The sequence below is a fragment of the Microbacterium tenebrionis genome (assembly GCF_020682665.1).
GTDB lineage: Bacteria > Actinomycetota > Actinomycetes > Actinomycetales > Microbacteriaceae > Microbacterium > Microbacterium tenebrionis.
The window spans coordinates 125,475-142,134 of sequence record NZ_JAGTTM010000001.1 but is presented as its reverse complement, the minus strand read 5'-3'; the positions used below and the strand labels follow the sequence as shown (position 1 = coordinate 142,134).

Here is a 16,660-nt window from a genome sequence, read left to right as displayed (position 1 = left end):
TGATCGGCAGGCAGATCATCACTCGATCTGCTTGTAGCCGCCCCAGCCGGCGCTGATGAGCGTGCGGGCCTTGAGCTTGCCGGTGCCGTCACCGGGGTAGAGGTAGAGCTCGCCGGAGCTCGTGCGGGCGATGATGTCGGCCTTGCCGTCGCCGTTGTAGTCGACGCCACCGGTGATCGCGGTGATCGATCCCCAACCGCTGCTGACCGTCACGCGGGCGTTGAAGCCGCCAGCCTTGCCCTTGTAGAAGTACAGGTTGCCGTCATTCGAGACGGCCATGATGTCGCCGAGCCGATCACCGGTGAAATCGCCGCCGGCGAGCATCCGCATGCCGTTCCAGCCGCTGCCGACCGTGATGTGCGGTGCGGCGAGCGTGCCTGCGCCGCTGCCGCGATAGATCGTGAGGACGCCCGACGTCGAGACGCCGAGCACGTCGTACAGGCCGTCGCCGGTGTAGTCGGCGCCCGAGGTGACATGCAGCATGTCGTACCAGCCGCTCTCGAGCCGGCTGTACCCGTTGAAGCCGCCGCCCGGAGCGCCGGCGTAGTACTCGAGCAGGCCGTCACTGCGCACGGCGAGCAGATCCGCACGGCCGTCGGCGTTCAGGTCCGTGTACGTCAGGTGACGGTACAGGCCCCAGCCGCTCGTGACGATCGATGCTCCGCCGAACCCGCCGCTGCCGTTGCCCGGCCGCACCTGCAGGTCGCTGTCCGAGGCGAGGCCCAGAAGGTCGGCCTTGCCATCGCCGGTGTAGTCGGCCGTGCCGATGGGGCCAGGGGCAGCCGTCCGCAGGCCGGGGAACACGAGCGGCAGCGCCGCGCCGCGCGTCACCGTCGACAGGCACGTGAAGCCCTGATTGATCGCGGCGTAGACCGAACCGTTCCGCCACACCTCGAAGTGCAGGTGCGCGCCCGTCGAGTTCCCGGTGCTGCCGACGACCCCGATCTGCTGGCCGCGTGTGACGCTCGCCCCCGGGGCGACCGTCCCCTGGGAGACCATGTGCGCGTATCGCGTGACGTAGCCGCCCACGTGCTCGATGTCGATGAAGTACCCGTAGCCGCTGCTGTAGGCGCGCGTCTTGACCACGCCGTCGTACGCGGCGAGGATCGGCGTGCCGCCCTGACCCGAGATATCGACGCCCTGGTGCGTCGGCCTGCCTGTGCCGCAGCCGTCTGCGACCTTCGAGCGGATGGTGCCGGATGCCGGGATGATCATCTGTCCGTCCGTCGCCGCCGAAGCGGGGACTGCGGCGGTCACCTGCGGCGCCACGATTCCGATGAGCACGGCCGTCGCGGCAACCATGGCGAGGCGCGCCAGACGCCAGCGTGACCTTCGTCTCATCCCGAGCTCTCCCCGACTCGCGCGGCTGCGAGAGTGCAGCATCCATCGAGGTCACGGTATCAGCGCGACGGCATCTGCGTCGTCAGGCCTCACCCGCGCCAGTCCTCGTCCCCATTGCCGCGCACGCTTTCACTCGATGCTCGCGGGCGCCGTCGCACTCGATGGGCGCCTCAGTCAGCGGGACAACGCCAGCGCCGTCAGCTCAGCACGCGTGCTGGCCCCGACCTTCCGCAGCAGGTTCGACACGTGGAACTTGACCGTGTTCGAGCTGATTCCGAGTTGGCGCGCGATCGCCTGATTGCGTTCTCCGGCCGTGACCAGGCGGAGCACGTCCTGTTCCCGCAGAGTCAGTGTCACACCGTTGACCATCGGCTCGGCATCCGAGGGGGGATCCAGAGGGATCCGAACCTCCACCGACGATCCCCAGCCCGGTGTAGCATCCACGCTCAGCATGCCGTCGAGCGAGGCGACTCGCTCAGCGATCGGGCGGAGCGACTCGTCGTGCACGGTCAGGTCGCCACGCCCGTCATCACGGATGCTGACCAGCAGATTCAGCCCGTCGCAGTCCCACTGCACGCGCACCCGATGCGCGTCGCCGCCGTCGACCAGCCCCAGGATGGTGTTGCGCACGATCGCACGCCCGGCGTGGGCGACCTCGCTGGGCAGCGCCCTTCCCGTGGACGGCGGCTCCACGAACTGGATCTCCAGCGAGCCGAAGCGTTCCAGCGGGCGCAGATCGCTCCGCAGCCGGGCGAACGCCCCGACGACCGGTTCGAGGATGGAGCGGCTCTGTTCGTCGGCCGCGGTCCGCAACCGCACCAGCGCCGCGGCTGCGGTCTCGATCGCCGACGCCCGCGCGGAGCGGTCGTCGACTCGAGGCGACCGCAGAATCGCAAGCAACGACTCGAGCTCGAGCGCGTGTCGGTCAGCCTGGTCGGCGACAGTGCGGTCGAGATCGACCAGCAGGCGCCGGGTCCCCGGGGAAGCATCCTCGCCGTCCATGGTCGCCAAACTACCCCAGAGCGCCCCGCCCGGACGGACGGGGCGCTCTGGGGAGGCATCAGAGGGCTGCGGCGCCGGCCTCGGCGACCGACTGGTCCTGTTCGCCGGATCCGCCGCTCACGCCGACGGCGCCGACGACCACGCCGTCCCGCACGAGCGGGATGCCACCGGCGAAGATCGCGACCTTGCCGCCGTTCGTGTTCTGGATGCCGAAGAACTGCTGGGTCGGCTGGGAGTTGTCTCCCAGGTCCTTCGTCGAGATGTCGAAGGCCTTCGACGTCCACGCCTTGTTGATCGAGATGTTCACGCTGCCGATCCAGGCGCCGTCCTGCCGGACGTGCGCGACGAGATTTCCGCCGGAGTCGACGACGGCGATGTTCATGGGCTGGCCGATCTCGGTGGCCTTCTTCTCGGCGGCTGCGATGACGCGGCGCGCGTCTTCCAAGTTGACAGTGGACATGATCACTCCTTGATGTATCCGTTGGGGTTGAGGACGTACTTGGTGGCGGCGCCGGCATCGAACTCGGCATAGCCCTGGGGCGCCTCGTCCAGGCTGATCGCCTTGGCGTTGACGGCTGCGGCGATGTGCGCCCTGTCGTGCAGGATCGCCATCATCAGCTGCCGGTTGTACTTCATGACCGGGCACTGTCCGGTGGTGAACGACAGCGACTTCGCCCAGCCCGTTCCGAGATTGATCGAAAGCGACCCGACCTTGGCCGCTTCGTCGACGGCACCGGGATCGCCCGTCACGTAGAGCCCGGGGATGCCGATGGCGCCGCCCGCGGCCGTGGCCTCCATGAGGGAGTTGAGCACGGTCGCCGGAGCCTCCTTCGCCTTTGCGCCATGGCCCTCGCTGCGCGCCTCGAAGCCGACGGCATCGACCGCGGCATCCACTTCCGGCACGCCCAGGAGCTGATCGAGCTGATCGGGTACGGGCCCCTTGCCGACGTCGATCGTCTCGCATCCGAAGCTGCGCGCCTGAGCGAGGCGGTCCTCGTTCAGGTCGCCGACGATCACCACCGCAGCGCCCAGCAGCTGAGCGCCGACGGCCGCCGCGAGACCGACGGGCCCGGCCCCCGCGATGTAGACGGTCGAACCCACGCCGACACCAGCCGTGACGGCACCGTGGAAGCCGGTCGGGAAGATGTCGGAGAGCATCGTCAGGTCGAGGATCTTCTCGAGCGCCTGATCGCGGTCGGGGAACTTCAGCAGGTTCCAGTCGGCGTACGGCACCAGCACGTACTCCGCCTGGCCGCCGACCCATCCACCCATGTCGACGTAGCCGTAAGCGCTGCCCGGCCGGTCGGGATTGACGTTCAGGCAGATTCCGGTCTTGCCCTCCTTGCAGTTGCGGCAGCGGCCGCAGGAGATGTTGAACGGCACCGACACGATGTCGCCGACCTTGATGAACTCCACATCGGGGCCCGCCTCGACCACCTCGCCGGTGATCTCATGGCCGAGGACCAGTCCTTCCGGAGCCGTCGTGCGGCCGCGTACCATGTGCTGATCCGACCCGCAGATGTTCGTCGCGACGGTGCGGAGGATCACGCCGTGCGGGATCTTTCGTCCGACATTGGCGGGGTGCACGCCCGGACCGTCGTGCAGCTCGAAGTCGGGATAGTCCGTATCGATCACCTTCACGACGCCGGGACCCTGGTAGGCGACCGCTCTGTTTCCAGACATCTTCGTCCTTCCGTTCGTGCGGAGGGTTCCGCACGTCCAGACTGACTCAGCCGCGCCGAAAGGCGATACCTACTCTCGGGCCGTTCTCACCTACCCGATCAGGTAGGTCCCGGCGACTCGTTCCACTCGGTGATCGACGTGCGGGCGCGCCGGGTGAAGAGGTCGCGGATGCCGAGACCGACGAGGAACGGGATGAGAAGCGTGCCGAACGCCCACAGCGTCATCGCGACGCGTGACCGCTGACGACGCGTCGGGGAGCTGTACTCCGACGAGCCCCATCCGTTAACCCCGACCGAGTACGATGTCGCCCGCTGTGGCGTGGCCCACGGGGGCGGCCCGATCGGAGGAACCTGATGGCCAAGAAGACCAAGGCGCACAAGTCGGCAGAAGCGGCGCTCGGCGCCGCGTCGGCAGCCGCGAAGGACGCCAAGAAGCTCAGCAAGACGCTCCCCAAGAAGGATGCCAGGAAGCTGCGCGGGCTCGTCGACGAGGCGAAGGATGCTGCGTCGCCGTCGAAGAAGAAGCTCGTGAACAAGCCCCGCAAGGTCGAGAAGGCCGCGGTCGAGGCGACGGCGCGCCTGACGAAGACCGCAGGCAAGCTCAAGGCGAAGGCCGCTGAGAAGACCGCGGCGAAGAAGGCCGCTGAGAAGAAGGCCGCCGAGAAGGCATCGACGAAGAAGAGCGCTTCGAAGAAGCCTTCCGAGAAGGCGGCCCGGCAGAGTGCCCCTGCGGCGGCGGATACGACCTCCTCCGCACCGAAGCCCGATGCCGCCACCACTTCCACCGTCGCATCGACGCCGACGACGGCCGGCAAGCCGGAGACACCCGCGACGACCGCGAAGCCTGCCTCCACCGCGAAGCCCGCCTCGGCTCGCAAGCCCGCTCCGGCCCGCAAGCCCGCTCCGGCCCGAAAGCCTGCGGCATCCGCTCCGGCATCCGGCCTCGACGGCCTGACCGTCGCCGCCCTCCGCGATCGCGCCCGCACCGAGGGCCGCACCGGGTACTCGCGCCTGACGAAGGCGCAGCTCATCGCGCTTCTGAGCTCCTGAAAGAAGGCGCAGTGCAGGAAGGCTGCGACCGGGGCGAGCTCGCTCCGGCCCCTCGTACGCTCATCGACATCCTCCGTGACACTGCGGCGCGGCATCCCGATGCCTCGGCGATCGAAGGCGCCGACGGCGCGATCAGCTACGCCGAACTGATCGCCCGCGTGAACGTCACCGCCGCGCGGCTGTGCGAGCAGGGCGTCCAGCGCGGCGACCGCGTCGGTGTGCGGATGCCATCCGGCGAGCGCGCGCTCTACCTCTCGATCCTCTCGATCCTCTCGATCCTCGCGGCCGGGGCCGCCTACGTGCCGGTCGACGCCGACGACCCGCAGGAGCGCGCCGACCTCGTCTTCGGCGAGGCGAACGTGCGAGGCGTGATCGGCGCGGGCGGCGTGTTCCACCCCGCCGACGACGCGCGGGGCACGGCGCCAGGGCTGTTCTCCGATGCTGACCCGCACCCCGGCACGAACGCGCACAGCACGGTGCAGACGCGCGACCTGCTGATGCTCGGGGAAGAGATCAGCGGCATCCCGCTGGCCGGTCTCTTCGAGGCGTGGACGAGCAGCACCGACCTGCCCTCGCTTCCCGCCTCGGCGGGGCGATCCGATGCCGCCGCGCCTCTCACCGAGCCGATCCTCGGCCTTGACCGGACCGCTCGACGATCGCGACGCTGATGACGAAGCCCGTCGGCGCCGGCGCGTCGGCGACGTAGAAGGTCGTCCCGTCGAGCACGGCGCGGCGCGTCCACGGTGCTTTCGCCGCGCGCTGCAGGCGCACCCGGTCCGGTGCGATGCGCACGACCGCGCGTCCCGATGCCGTGCGCAGCGGCCCGTGACCGGCGGAGCCGCAGTTCGGGCAGCGCTGAACGATCTCATCGGCCGTCGCGTCGTCGCCCGTCTCTCTGCCTTCGGGGAGGGAGGACAGCAGCTCGGTGAGCAGACGCCGCGATGTCGCTCGCCGATCGTCAGCGGCATCCGCCCAGGCGATCCGCACCGGACCGACGGCTGCTTCGGACAACGGCATGCGACCTCCCGGGCTCAGCCTACGCGTCCCGTGAAAATGGTTGACCTTACTCGACAGTTGCGCAAACGCAACTAACGGAGTATGGTTGACCGAGTTCAACTTTCTATCGCAGGAGAACTCCGCTTTTGACATCCACACCTTCCTCCGCATCGGAGACCACGCGCTCGGCGCGTGAAGTGTTCACCGCGATCTCCGGCCTCATCGTCGGCATGTTCGTGGCCGTCCTCTCGGGCACGGTCGTCTCGACCTCGCTGCCGGTCATCATCGCCGACCTCGGGGGCACGCAATCCCAGTACACCTGGGTCATCACCGCGAGCCTGCTGGCGACCGCCGTCTCGACTCCCATCTGGGGCAAGCTCGCCGACCTCGTCGACCGCAAGATCCTCGTCCAGCTCGCCCTCATCCTCTTCACCGTCGGAACGGTGATCGCCGGCTTCTCGACCGACACGAACATGCTGATCGTCGTCCGCGTGGTCCAGGGCATCGGCGTCGGCGGCCTCATGTCGCTCGTGATGATCGCCGTGGCCCTCATCATCTCGCCGCGCGAGCGCGGCAAGTACATGGGCGTCGTCGGCGGCATCATGGCCCTCGGCACGATCGGCGGGCCGCTGCTGGGCGGGTTCCTCACCGACACGTGGGGCTGGCGCTCCAACTTCTTCGTCGGCGTGCCGTTCGCGATCATCGCGCTCGTGCTGCTGCAGTTCACGCTGCACCTGCCCAAGCCGCAGCGCGCGAAGGTGTCGATCGACTACTTCGGCATCGTGCTGCTCGCCGTCGGCGTCTCGACCCTGCTCATCTGGGTCTCGATGGGCGGCAGCCAGTTCGAGTGGGATTCCGCGACGAGCTGGACTCTCGCGATCATCGCAGGCGTCGCGATCGCGGCCTTCATCACCGTCGAGTTCTTCGTCAAGGAACCGATCGTGCCGATGTCGCTGTTCCGCAACCGCACCTTCACGCTGTCGGTGATCGCCTCGATCGCGATCGGCGTCTCGATGTTCGCCACCTCGGTGTTCCTCGCGCAGTACTTCCAGCTCGCGCGCGGCGCCACACCGACCGAGTCTGGCCTCATGACGATCCCGATGATCATCGGTCAGATGGGCGCCTCGATCATCATCGGTCAGCTCGTGAGCCGCTTCGGCAAGTGGAAGGGCTGGATGATCACCGGCGCGATCCTCGCGACCATCGGCGTCAGCCTCATGGCCACGCTCCGCTACGACACCCCGTTCCCGCTCGTCGCCACGTACATGTTCGTGCTCGGTGCGGGGCTCGGCATGGTCATGCAGAACCTCACGCTGATCGTTCAGAACGACACCGCACCGACGCAGCTGGGCGCGGCATCCTCGAACGTGAACTTCTTCCGCACGATCGCCGGCACCATCGGCGTCACGATCATGGGCTCGCTGCTCTCGACGAGCGTCGCCACCTATGTGAAGGACGGCATGTCCGGCTTCACGCCGAGCTCGCCCGACGAGATCGACGCGCTGAAGCACCTGGCATCCGGCAACGTGCCGAAGGTGGGCGAGCTCCCCGACGCGATCCGCGTGATCGTCGAGAGCGCCTACGGCCACGGCATCGCCGACGCCTTCATCCTCGCCATCCCGCTCGCGGTGATCTCGGTCATCGCCATCGCGTTCATCAAGAACAAGCCGCTGTCGACCAAGAACGCCGCCGAGCAGCTGCGCGACCAGGCCGAGGAGTCGGTGCTCGAGGTCGGCGAGGCCGAGGTGGGGGCGACGATGTCGACCGGCACGATCCGCATCGCAGGGGCCGCGAGTGCGACTCCCTCCACCGGCCCCGTGACCGTGCTCGAGCGCGAGCGCGAGCGCGAGCGCGAGCACGAACGCGAGGACGAGGAGCGAGGGCGCTGAGATGAGCGCTGCCGGAGCCGCGGTCCCCGCCGACGTCGACAACGCTCTGGCGGAGTTCCAGGGTCATCTGAACCTGATCTTCGCCAGAGCGCGGTCGCTGTGGAAGGAGTCCGCGGCCAGGATCCACCCCGAGCTGCAGCCCTCCGGCTACAAGCTGCTCAGCTTCATCGCCCGCGAGGGCAGCACGAGCGCTCACCTGCTCGCCGAGCGGTTCGAGATGGACAAGTCCGTGGTCAGCCGTCAGGTGCGGATGCTGGAGGACCTCGGCCTCCTCGCATCGCGGCCCGACGACCACGACGGCCGCCAGCGCGTGCTGACCGCGACCCCCACGGCCTGCGCGGTGCTCGCCGACATCCGCCGCGAGTACGCGGACCGGCTGCACGAGTCGCTCGCCGGCCTCACCGCGGACGAGATCCGCGCCGCATCCAAGGTGTTCCGCCATCTCACCGAACTCTGAACCCCGCGCGCATGTCGCCCCGTCGTCTTCGAAACGGCGGGGCGACGCCCATAAACTGGCGGATGTGACCGAAGCGACCGTCGACCCCGCCGCGGAGCCCGCGGACGAGGATGAGCGTCTCGACCGGGCCGTGACCCGGGTCGAGCAGGGGCTCGGCCGATTGTTCGCCCGCATCCGCGTGAGCTGGCGGGATGCCGCCGCCATCGTGCACCCCGACCTGCAGCCGCTGGGCTATCAGGTGCTCGTGTCGATCGCGACGGGCAAGGCCACCTCGGCGGGTGCCATCATCGAGCGCCTGCAGACCGACAAGTCGGCGGTGAGCCGCCACGTGCGCCAGCTCGAGGAGCTGGGCCTCGTCGAGAGCCTTCCCGACCCGGAGGACCGCAGGGCGCGCGTGCTCGTCGCCACCGACCTGGCGCAGGAGCGCATCGCCATCGCGCGGGCCGGTTACGAGGGGCGCATCAAGGATCGCCTGCACGCCTGGTCGGCCGACGACCTCGATCGCTTCGTCGAGCTGCTCGACTCGCTGGGCGGCTGATCGCGCGGGGTCACTCCGCCGGTTCGGGTTCCGCGAACGCCGTCTTGCGGATGCCGATCCACGAGACGATCCCGCCGGCGGCCATGAGCGCCGCGGTCACCCAGGCCGCGCTGTGGAAGCCGTCGAGGTCGAGCGTTCCGCCGACGATCGTCGACAGCATCGCCACCACGATGAGGCCCGCGACGCGCGAGATGGCGTTGTTGACCGCCGAGGCGATTCCGGAGCGTTTCTCGTCGATCGCGCCGAGCACGGCCGAGGTGAGCGGAGCGACGGTCAGCGAGAGCCCGAGTCCCAGCACGATCATCGACGGCAGGACCTGCCACCAGTAGCTGAACTCCGGGGCGACCGTGAGCAGCAGCAGGGCGCCGGCGGCCATGAGCAGAGGGCCGACGGTCATGAACAGTCGCGGACCGAGCCGACCCGCCCAGGCGCCCGCCTGCGAGCTCAGCAGGATCATGAGGATCGTGATCGGCAGGCTCGCCAGGCCCGCCGCTGTCGCCGGGAGCCCCGCTCCCTCCTGCAGATACACCCCGATCACGAAGCCATTGAGCGACAGGGCCGCATAGATGAAGAGCGTCGCGAGGTTACCCCAGGCGAAGTTGCGGGCGCCGAACAGCGACAGCGGCATGAGCGGGTCCGGGGACTGCCGCTGGCGGACGAGGAACCCGACGAACATCGCCACGCCCACGAGACCCGGGATCCAGATCGCCGGCGACCCCCAGCCGAAGTTCGGCTGCTCGATGAGGGCGAACACCACGGCGCCGAGACCGACCGCGCACAGGATGCCGCTCCACCAGTCCACGCGCACGCCGCGAGGATGGTCGGGCAGCCGAAGTCGCGCGAGCAGGAACAGCGTGACGCCGATCGGGACGACGTTGATCACGAAGACCCAGCGCCACGACAGCAGGTCGACGAACAGCCCGCCCAGCAGCGGGCCGGCGACCTGGGCTCCGGTGGTGAAGGCCGTCCAGACGCCGATCGCCCGCGACTGCAGCTCGCCGCGCATCGTCGCCATGATCAGGGCGAGCGAGCTCGGCACGAGCAGCGCTCCCGCAGCCCCCTGCAAGGCGCGCGCGATGATGAGGGTGAGCGGTTCGGGCGCCGCGGCCACGGCGACGGATGCCACGCCGAAGGCGATGAGGCCGATCCGCATGATCCGCACCCGCCCGTAAGCATCCGACAGGGACCCGGCGAGCAGGATCAGGGCGCTGAGCGTGATGAGGTACGCGTCGACCACCCACTGCTGCGTGGCGATGCCGCCGCCGAGCTCATCTCGGATCGCCGGCAGGGCGACCGTGACGACGGTGCCGTCGAGGAAGGTCACGAACGAGGCGAGCGCAGCGATCGTGATCACGAGCCGCTGCATGGCTGAGAAGGCTGGCACGAGGATGACACTACGCCCTGGCTGGGGCCGAGGGTCGGGCTTCGCGAGATCACCCTCGACGCACGACGACGACGGGTTTACCCTGGCGACAGGCGGGTTGATCAGCCCGTCATCCCGGTGCGAGTCGCGTGGAGGCTCGACCACGATGCGGAGCGAGGTGTGCGGATGGACTCGATGATGATGGGCGCCATGTCCCACGACATGAAGTCGATGAGCGGCATGGAGACGATGGACATGGCCGTCATGCAGGCGTGCATGGATGCGTGCTCGGCGTGCGAACAGGCGTGCACGGTCTGCTCGACGCAGCTGATGGACTGCGCCCCGGCGTGCATGAACTGTGCGGACATGTGCAACACGATGATGCGCTCGATGATGCGGATGCAGGGCATGACCCCCGCGGTCATGATGTCGATGCTGGATGCCTGCATCGCGATGTGTCAGCTCTGCATGGATGCCTGCATGGAGCACGCCGATCACAGCGAGGTGTGCAAGATGTGCGCTCAGTCGTGCAAGGCCTGCATGGACGCGTGCATGGACATGAAGAACATGATGATGAAGGCCGCCTGACCGTTCGACAGGTTCAACACGCGGGTAGTTGAGCGAGCGGAGCGAGACGAAACGGGCTGAGCGAGCCGCAGTCGAGTCGAAGCCGAGACTCCGTCAGATCGCGACGTTGAAGCGCACGCGCCCGACAGCGAGCACGTGATACCGCGTGTGCAGCGCGACAGGCGCGCCGGGCTCGACCTCCAGCGCCGCGCCCTGGGCGCTCCACAGTGCCCACTCCGCGCCGTCCAGGGTGCGAACGACCACGGCGCCCGCGGCGGCATCCGTGCCCTCGACGATCCCGTCGACCCACTCGCTCGGCGTTGCGGCCGCGAGGCGGGCCTGGATCAGGTGCAGCGCGTGCCCCGGAGCGAACGAGGAGCAGACGTCGCCGTGGTCGCACATGCACGCCGCACGCTCGCTCACCTCGAGGGCGGATGCTGTGCGGTGAGCGGTGGACATGATGGGACTCCTGGGTCGGGGAGATGCACGTCGGGTGACGTTCCCGCAAGAGTACGGGCCGACCCGTGCACGGCGGAACGGAGGCGTCACCGGGGGAAACATTGCGGGGGCGCTCACCGCGGCCGGTGCGCCTCCAGGGCATCGCGCAGCGCCGTGAGGACGGCTTCGATCGCCTCGCCGCCGCGCGAGGACGAACGGGTCGCCGCGAAGATCTCGCGCACGGGGCTCCCCGGCAGCTCCAGCAGCCGCACGGCATCCCGGCCGCCCGTCCAGATGAGATCGGGCAGCATCGCCGCTGCGTGCCCGGTGGCCGCGAGTCGCGCGTGCGCGGTGAGATCGGTCGCTTCGTACCGCACATCCGGTTCGAACCCCGCGGCCCGGCACTGCTGCACGGCCCATCGGCGAACGGCGGCGCCCTCGGGCTCCATCGCCCATGCGGCGTCGCGCAGATCGGCGAGTCCGGTGGCGGGCGAGTCCAGTGGCACGACGAGCCGCACGGGGTCGTGACCGAGGAGCGTGCGCTCGATGCCCGGCCGCAGCTCCCGGGTGTGCCCGGGATACTGTTCGGCGACCACGAGGTCGAACGCGTGCGCCTGCAGTTCGAACAGTCCCTCCTCGGGCGCCATCTCGACCATCTCGAGTCGCAGGCTGGGCATGCGTTCGGCGAGCAGCCCCAGCGCTGCCGGGGCGAGTGCTTCCGCGGCCGTCGACATCACGGCGATGCGCACGCGCGCCGGTGCATGCTGCGAGGCCGACAGCTCGGCTCGTGCAGCCTCATCGAGCTCGATCGCACGGGCCGCGTGTGCCGCGAGCAGCCGCCCCTGAGCTGTGAGCCGCAGTCGCCTGCCGTCGGGTTCGAGCAGCGCGACGCCGGCCTCGCGCTCGAGCAGCGCGAGCTGCTGCGACACCGTCGACGGGCTGTACGACAGCGCGCGGGCGACGTCGGAGATCGTCCCGCGCAGCGCCAGTTCGTGCAGCAGGCGCAGTCGTCTCAGCTCGAACACGACCTCTCCTTCAAGGATTCGATGAAACCGAATGGTATCGATCATGAATGTGCGCTTTTCACGCATGATATCGCGGTTCACACTGAGAGCAGGTCGCGTGGCTCCGCCGCGCCCGTGAGTGAGGAAGCACCATGACCAGGACGACGGAAGTCCGCACCGGCAACGCCGATATCGCAGAGCTCGCGGACGACGCGATCGAGCTCGTGAGGACCTGGCTCGTGGCGAGCCGCGAGATCCCCGCCGACACGGCAGCCGCACGCCTCGCCGGAGTCCTCAGCGATCCGCACGGGCTGGACTTCACCGTCGGCTTCGTCGACGGGGTGGTGCGCCCGGAGGACCTCTCCGTCGCCGCACGCAACCTCCGCGAGCTCGTCCCGCTGACCCCGGCCTTCCTGCCCGCAGCCCTGCGCGGCCTCATCCGGCTGGGCGGCGCGCTCGCCCCCGCGTTCCCCGGCATCGTCGTGCCGATCAGCCGCCGCGTGCTGCGGAGCATGGTCCGCCACCTCATCGTGGACGCCACCGACTCCAAGCTCGGCAAGGCCATCCGCCGCATCCGCTCGGACGAGGGCGTGCATCTGAACGTCAACCTGCTCGGCGAAGCCATCCTCGGTCAGGACGAGGCGGCCCGGCGCCTGGAGGGCACGCGCCGCCTGCTGGAACGCGACGACGTCGACTACGTCTCGATCAAGGTGTCGTCAACGGTCGCGCCGCACAGCCCGTGGGCATTCGACGATGCCGTCGCGCACGCAGCGGACGCGCTCCTGCCGCTGTACCGCATCGCCGTCGCGAGAAACAAGTTCATCAACCTCGACATGGAGGAGTACAAGGACCTCGACCTCACCATCGCGGTCTTCACCAGCATCCTCGACCTGGACGAGTTCCGCGGACTCGAGGCCGGCATCGTCCTGCAGGCCTACCTGCCCGATGCTCTGGCCGCCATGATCCGCCTGCAGGAGTGGGCGGCCGCACGCGTCGACGGCGGGGGAGCGCCGATCAAGGTGCGCGTCGTGAAGGGCGCGAACCTCCCCATGGAGCAGGTCGACGCCGAGACCCATGACTGGCCGCTCGCCACCTGGCACAGCAAGCAGGCCTCGGATGCCTCGTACAAGGCGGTGCTCGACTACGCGCTGCGCCCCGAGCACGTCCGGAACGTCCGCATCGGCGTCGCCGGTCACAACCTCTTCGACATCGCCCTGGCCTGGTTGCTCGCGAACCGGCGGGGGATCGTCGGCCCTTCGCGGGCAGCAGGATCAGCGGGCATGAGGAACGACCTGCCCATCGAGTTCGAGATGCTCCTTGGGATGGCCTCGGCGCAGGCGACCGTCGTCCGCCGCACGGTCGGCTCCCTCCTGCTCTACACGCCGGTCGTCCACCCGGCCGAGTTCGACGTCGCGATCGCCTACCTGATCCGTCGCCTCGAGGAGGGGGCCTCCACGGACAACTTCATGTCGGCCGTCTTCGAACTCGACGACGAACCCGCACTGTTCGCCCGCGAACGCGACCGCTTCCTGGCCTCGATCGCGTCGATGCCGCAGGACGTCCCGGCTCCCAACCGCACGCAGGACCGCGGGCGAGCCGCCGCGGCCGCGCCGTCCGACTCCTTCACGAACACCCCCGACACCGACCCGAGCCTTGCGGCGAACAGAGCATGGGGCGACGGCATCCGTGCCCGAATGGAATCCTCGACGCTCGGCGACGCCACCGTGAGCGAGAACACGCTGTCGGATGCCGCGGCTCTGGACGCCGTCATCGCCCGGGCCGTTGCTTCCGGTGCATCCTGGCGGGAGCTCGGTGCCGAGGGGCGGGCCGCGATCCTGCATCGCGCCGGCGACGTACTCGAGGCGCGCCGTGCCGACCTCCTCGAGGTCATGGGCTCCGAAGCCGGCAAGGTGCTCGAGCAGGGCGACCCGGAGGTCTCCGAGGCCATCGATTTCGCGCACTACTACGCCGAGAGCGCCAAGCGCGCCGAGGCGATCGAGGGCGCCGTTCACAAGCCGGTGGGTCTGACCGTGGTCACCCCGCCGTGGAACTTCCCCGTCGCGATCCCCGCAGGCTCAACGCTCGCCGCGCTCGCCGCCGGGTCTCCGGTCATCATCAAGCCTGCGCGCCAGGCGCGTCGTTCCGGCGCGGTCATGATCGAGGCGCTGTGGGAGGCGGGGGTTCCCCGCGATGTCCTCCAATACGTGCAGCTGGACGGTCGCGAACTCGGCCGCCAGCTGGTGTCGGACCCGGCCGTGGAGCGGGTCATCCTCACCGGCGGCTACGAGACCGCCGAGCTGTTCCGCAGCTTCCGCCCCGACCTTCCGCTGCTCGCCGAGACGAGCGGCAAGAACGCGATCATCGTCACCCCGAGCGCCGACCTCGACCTCGCCGCCAAGGACGTCGCCTACTCGGCGTTCGGGCACGCGGGGCAGAAGTGCTCCGCGGCATCCCTCGTGATCCTCGTGGGGACCGTGGCGACCAGCGAGCGCTTCCGCCGGCAGCTGATCGACGCGGTCGGTTCGTACAAGGTCGGCGACCCCAGCGACGGCGCGAGCCGCATCGGACCCCTCATCGGTCCGGCGGAGGGCAAGCTGCTGCACGCCCTGACCACGCTCGAGCCGGACGAGAAGTGGGTCATCGAGCCGGAGCGCCTCGATGAGGCCGGGCAGCTGTGGAAGCCCGGCATCCGCGAGGGCGTCGCCGCCGGCAGCCCCTTCCACCTCACCGAGTACTTCGGTCCGGTCCTCGGCATCATGACGGCGAACACCCTCGCCGAGGCGATCGATCTCGTCAACGCCATCGACTACGGCCTGACGAGCGGTCTGCACTCCCTCGACGAGGACGAGGTCGCGCAGTGGCTCGCCTCCGTCCAGGCCGGGAACGTGTACGTCAATCGCGGCACCACCGGCGCGATCGTGCAGCGCCAGCCGTTCGGCGGCTGGAAGAAGGCGGCTGTCGGCGCGGGCACCAAGGCGGGCGGCCCGAACTACCTCGCAGGTCTCTCCGACTGGGAAGACGCTCCGGTCACCGCGGATGCGCCCACCGATGCCCTCTCGACCGCAGCGCTCGCCGCGGCATCCGATCCGGGCGCCGACAGAACGGGCTGGCTGGCCGGCGCTCTGGCGACGGACGTCGCGGCATGGCGCGACGAGTTCGGCGCCGTGCGCGACGTCACGGGCCTGAAGACCGAGCAGAACGCGCTGCGCTACCAGGCCGTGCCCGTGACGATCCGGATCGAGGATGCGGAGACCACTCACGCGGTCCGCGTGCTCGCCGTCGGCCTGCGCACGGGATCGCGCCTCAGCGTGAGCACGGCGACCGAGCTGCCTGCGGCGGTGCGGTCGTGGTTGGCGGCTGCAGGTGTCGTCGCGGTCGTCGAGTCCGCCGATGCGTGGGCCGCCCGCGCCGGACGGATCGCGGAGACGGGCGGGCGGATCCGTCTCGTCGGCGGCGACCTCGCCGCTGTCGTGGCCGCGACCGGCGGGTCGCCCGCGGTCGCCGTATACGCCGGAGCCGTCGTCAGCGCGGGCCGGATCGAGCTGCTGCCGTACCTGCGCGAGCAGGCGGTGTCGATCTCGTCGCACCGGTTCGGCACGCCGCGGCGCTATGAGATCGCGGCGCTGACGTCGAGCTGACACGGCAGGGACAGGCGTAGACTCGCCGGGTGCTGTTCACAGAGAGCGCCCGGCGGGCGCGGAAGGCGGTCGCAGGCGCACATCGCGCCGGCGGCAGAGGCTGATCATCAGCCGGAGGCGGAACCCCGTCGCCGGCAGATCGTCGTACCCGGCATCCGTCTGAGTGATGCCGACTTCCATCTCACGCCAGAACAGAAAGCATCACCATGGGTCCCATCGACGAGCGCGCCATCCGCGCATCCTTCATCAACGCCTCCCGCAAGGAGGCCTCATCGCTCGCCCTTCCCCCGGGCTTCGCCGAGATCGACTTCGACAAGCTCGACTACCTCGGCTGGAGCGACCCGAAGTTCGCCCGCCGGGCTTACGTCGTGGTCGAGATCGACGGCGTCCACACCGGAGTGCTGCTGCAGCGCGCCGAGCAGAGGGTCGCATCCCGCGCCCAGTGCTCGTGGTGCGACGACGTCACGCTCCGCAACGACGTGCAGTTCTTCGCGGCGCGCAAGGCGGGACCTGCCGGTCGCAACGGCGACACCGTCGGCACCCTCGCGTGCTCGGAGTTCGGCTGTTCGCACACGGTTCGCCTGCTGCCGCCGCTCGCATACGAGGGATTCGACCGCGAGGCGGCCAGGCTCGCCCGCATCGAACGGCTCGGCGAGAACGTGCGGGCCTTCGTCGGAGCCGTCGCCGGCTGAGCG

General features: G+C 69.4%; 17 protein-coding genes. 8 read left to right on the top strand and 9 right to left on the bottom strand.

Going from position 1 to position 16,660, the window contains the following annotated elements:
• Positions 1–18: 18 nt before the first annotated feature.
• The 5 genes from KEC56_RS00770 to KEC56_RS13855 all read right to left on the bottom strand — a co-directional run bounded on the left by KEC56_RS00770 (position 19) and on the right by KEC56_RS13855 (position 4,250).
• Complete coding sequence (locus KEC56_RS00770) at positions 19–1,341, bottom strand: VCBS repeat domain-containing M23 family metallopeptidase (RefSeq protein WP_227529422.1); 1,323 nt, start codon at positions 1,339–1,341, stop codon at positions 19–21.
• Between the two features lie 174 nt (positions 1,342–1,515).
• Complete coding sequence (locus KEC56_RS00765) at positions 1,516–2,343, bottom strand: helix-turn-helix transcriptional regulator (protein ID WP_227529421.1); 828 nt, start codon at positions 2,341–2,343, stop codon at positions 1,516–1,518.
• A gap of 58 nt (positions 2,344–2,401) precedes the next feature.
• The gene (locus tag KEC56_RS00760; protein ID WP_227529420.1) at positions 2,402–2,803 is read right to left on the bottom strand and encodes a GlcG/HbpS family heme-binding protein; all 402 of its coding nucleotides are present in this window, start codon (positions 2,801–2,803) and stop codon (positions 2,402–2,404) included.
• A 2-nt stretch (positions 2,804–2,805) separates the two neighbouring features.
• Positions 2,806–4,026 (bottom strand): formaldehyde dehydrogenase, glutathione-independent, encoded by a 1,221-nt coding sequence (gene fdhA / locus KEC56_RS00755; protein ID WP_227529419.1) that lies wholly within the window; start codon positions 4,024–4,026, stop codon positions 2,806–2,808.
• A gap of 98 nt (positions 4,027–4,124) precedes the next feature.
• Positions 4,125–4,250 (bottom strand): hypothetical protein, encoded by a 126-nt coding sequence (locus tag KEC56_RS13855; RefSeq protein WP_264674984.1) that lies wholly within the window; start codon positions 4,248–4,250, stop codon positions 4,125–4,127.
• A gap of 129 nt (positions 4,251–4,379) precedes the next feature.
• Between KEC56_RS13855 and KEC56_RS00750 the strand changes: the two genes are divergently transcribed.
• Complete coding sequence (locus KEC56_RS00750; RefSeq protein ID WP_227529418.1) at positions 4,380–5,075, top strand: hypothetical protein; 696 nt, start codon at positions 4,380–4,382, stop codon at positions 5,073–5,075.
• Positions 5,076–5,086: 11 nt separating this feature from the next.
• Positions 5,087–5,743, top strand: a complete 657-nt coding sequence (locus KEC56_RS14090) for an AMP-binding protein (protein ID WP_372456218.1) — start codon at positions 5,087–5,089, stop codon at positions 5,741–5,743.
• Here KEC56_RS14090 and KEC56_RS00740 read toward each other — a convergent pair.
• Positions 5,691–6,092, bottom strand: coding sequence for a hypothetical protein (locus tag KEC56_RS00740; protein ID WP_227529417.1), 402 nt, complete (start codon positions 6,090–6,092; stop codon positions 5,691–5,693). The two genes, KEC56_RS14090 and KEC56_RS00740, sit on opposite strands and share 53 nt — an antisense overlap.
• A 176-nt stretch (positions 6,093–6,268) precedes the next feature.
• Between KEC56_RS00740 and KEC56_RS00735 the strand changes: the two genes are divergently transcribed.
• The 3 genes from KEC56_RS00735 to KEC56_RS00725 all read left to right on the top strand — a co-directional run bounded on the left by KEC56_RS00735 (position 6,269) and on the right by KEC56_RS00725 (position 8,955).
• Positions 6,269–7,960 (top strand): MDR family MFS transporter, encoded by a 1,692-nt coding sequence (locus KEC56_RS00735; protein ID WP_227529416.1) that lies wholly within the window; start codon positions 6,269–6,271, stop codon positions 7,958–7,960.
• Between the two features lies 1 nt (position 7,961).
• Positions 7,962–8,417, top strand: coding sequence for a MarR family winged helix-turn-helix transcriptional regulator (locus KEC56_RS00730; protein ID WP_227529415.1), 456 nt, complete (start codon positions 7,962–7,964; stop codon positions 8,415–8,417).
• Positions 8,418–8,481: 64 nt separating this feature from the next.
• Positions 8,482–8,955: a MarR family winged helix-turn-helix transcriptional regulator gene (locus tag KEC56_RS00725; RefSeq protein WP_227529414.1), complete on the top strand. Its 474-nt coding sequence runs from the start codon at positions 8,482–8,484 to the stop codon at positions 8,953–8,955.
• A gap of 10 nt (positions 8,956–8,965) precedes the next feature.
• On the opposite strand, the gene KEC56_RS00720 is transcribed toward KEC56_RS00725, so the two are convergent.
• Positions 8,966–10,321 carry an MFS transporter gene (locus KEC56_RS00720; RefSeq protein ID WP_264675016.1) on the bottom strand — a complete coding sequence of 452 codons (1,356 nt, stop codon included), beginning with the start codon at positions 10,319–10,321 and terminating at the stop codon, positions 8,966–8,968.
• A gap of 183 nt (positions 10,322–10,504) precedes the next feature.
• Between KEC56_RS00720 and KEC56_RS14155 the strand changes: the two genes are divergently transcribed.
• Entirely contained in the window at positions 10,505–10,906 is a 402-nt protein-coding gene (locus tag KEC56_RS14155) for a four-helix bundle copper-binding protein (protein WP_175985621.1), read from the top strand.
• A gap of 93 nt (positions 10,907–10,999) precedes the next feature.
• On the opposite strand, the gene KEC56_RS00705 is transcribed toward KEC56_RS14155, so the two are convergent.
• Entirely contained in the window at positions 11,000–11,344 is a 345-nt protein-coding gene (locus tag KEC56_RS00705) for a hypothetical protein (protein ID WP_227529410.1), read from the bottom strand.
• Positions 11,345–11,457: 113 nt separating this feature from the next.
• Positions 11,458–12,348, bottom strand: a complete 891-nt coding sequence (locus KEC56_RS00700) for a LysR family transcriptional regulator (protein WP_227529409.1) — start codon at positions 12,346–12,348, stop codon at positions 11,458–11,460.
• A 131-nt stretch (positions 12,349–12,479) separates the two neighbouring features.
• Between KEC56_RS00700 and KEC56_RS00695 the strand changes: the two genes are divergently transcribed.
• Both KEC56_RS00695 and KEC56_RS00690 read left to right on the top strand, forming a co-directional pair.
• Positions 12,480–15,965, top strand: coding sequence for a bifunctional proline dehydrogenase/L-glutamate gamma-semialdehyde dehydrogenase (locus KEC56_RS00695; RefSeq protein ID WP_227529408.1), 3,486 nt, complete (start codon positions 12,480–12,482; stop codon positions 15,963–15,965).
• A gap of 206 nt (positions 15,966–16,171) precedes the next feature.
• Positions 16,172–16,657 (top strand): FBP domain-containing protein, encoded by a 486-nt coding sequence (locus KEC56_RS00690; protein ID WP_175985060.1) that lies wholly within the window; start codon positions 16,172–16,174, stop codon positions 16,655–16,657.
• Positions 16,658–16,660: the final 3 nt, after the last annotated feature.

Bases quoted from the DNA above. Each gene is read 5' to 3' on its own strand.
- KEC56_RS00770 (WP_227529422.1), bottom strand. From the start codon at position 1,341: ATGAGACGAAGGTCACGCTGGCGTCTGGCGCGCCTCGCCATGGTTGCC.
- KEC56_RS00765 (WP_227529421.1), bottom strand. From the start codon at position 2,343: ATGGACGGCGAGGATGCTTCCCCGGGGACCCGGCGCCTGCTGGTCGAT.
- KEC56_RS00760 (WP_227529420.1), bottom strand. From the start codon at position 2,803: ATGTCCACTGTCAACTTGGAAGACGCGCGCCGCGTCATCGCAGCCGCC.
- fdhA (WP_227529419.1), bottom strand. From the start codon at position 4,026: ATGTCTGGAAACAGAGCGGTCGCCTACCAGGGTCCCGGCGTCGTGAAG.
- KEC56_RS13855 (WP_264674984.1), bottom strand. From the start codon at position 4,250: ATGACGCTGTGGGCGTTCGGCACGCTTCTCATCCCGTTCCTCGTCGGT.
- KEC56_RS00750 (WP_227529418.1), top strand. From the start codon at position 4,380: ATGGCCAAGAAGACCAAGGCGCACAAGTCGGCAGAAGCGGCGCTCGGC.
- KEC56_RS00740 (WP_227529417.1), bottom strand. From the start codon at position 6,092: ATGCCGTTGTCCGAAGCAGCCGTCGGTCCGGTGCGGATCGCCTGGGCG.
- KEC56_RS00730 (WP_227529415.1), top strand. From the start codon at position 7,962: ATGAGCGCTGCCGGAGCCGCGGTCCCCGCCGACGTCGACAACGCTCTG.
- KEC56_RS00720 (WP_264675016.1), bottom strand. From the start codon at position 10,321: ATGCAGCGGCTCGTGATCACGATCGCTGCGCTCGCCTCGTTCGTGACC.
- KEC56_RS14155 (WP_175985621.1), top strand. From the start codon at position 10,505: ATGGACTCGATGATGATGGGCGCCATGTCCCACGACATGAAGTCGATG.
- KEC56_RS00705 (WP_227529410.1), bottom strand. From the start codon at position 11,344: ATGTCCACCGCTCACCGCACAGCATCCGCCCTCGAGGTGAGCGAGCGT.
- KEC56_RS00695 (WP_227529408.1), top strand. From the start codon at position 12,480: ATGACCAGGACGACGGAAGTCCGCACCGGCAACGCCGATATCGCAGAG.
- KEC56_RS00690 (WP_175985060.1), top strand. From the start codon at position 16,172: ATGGGTCCCATCGACGAGCGCGCCATCCGCGCATCCTTCATCAACGCC.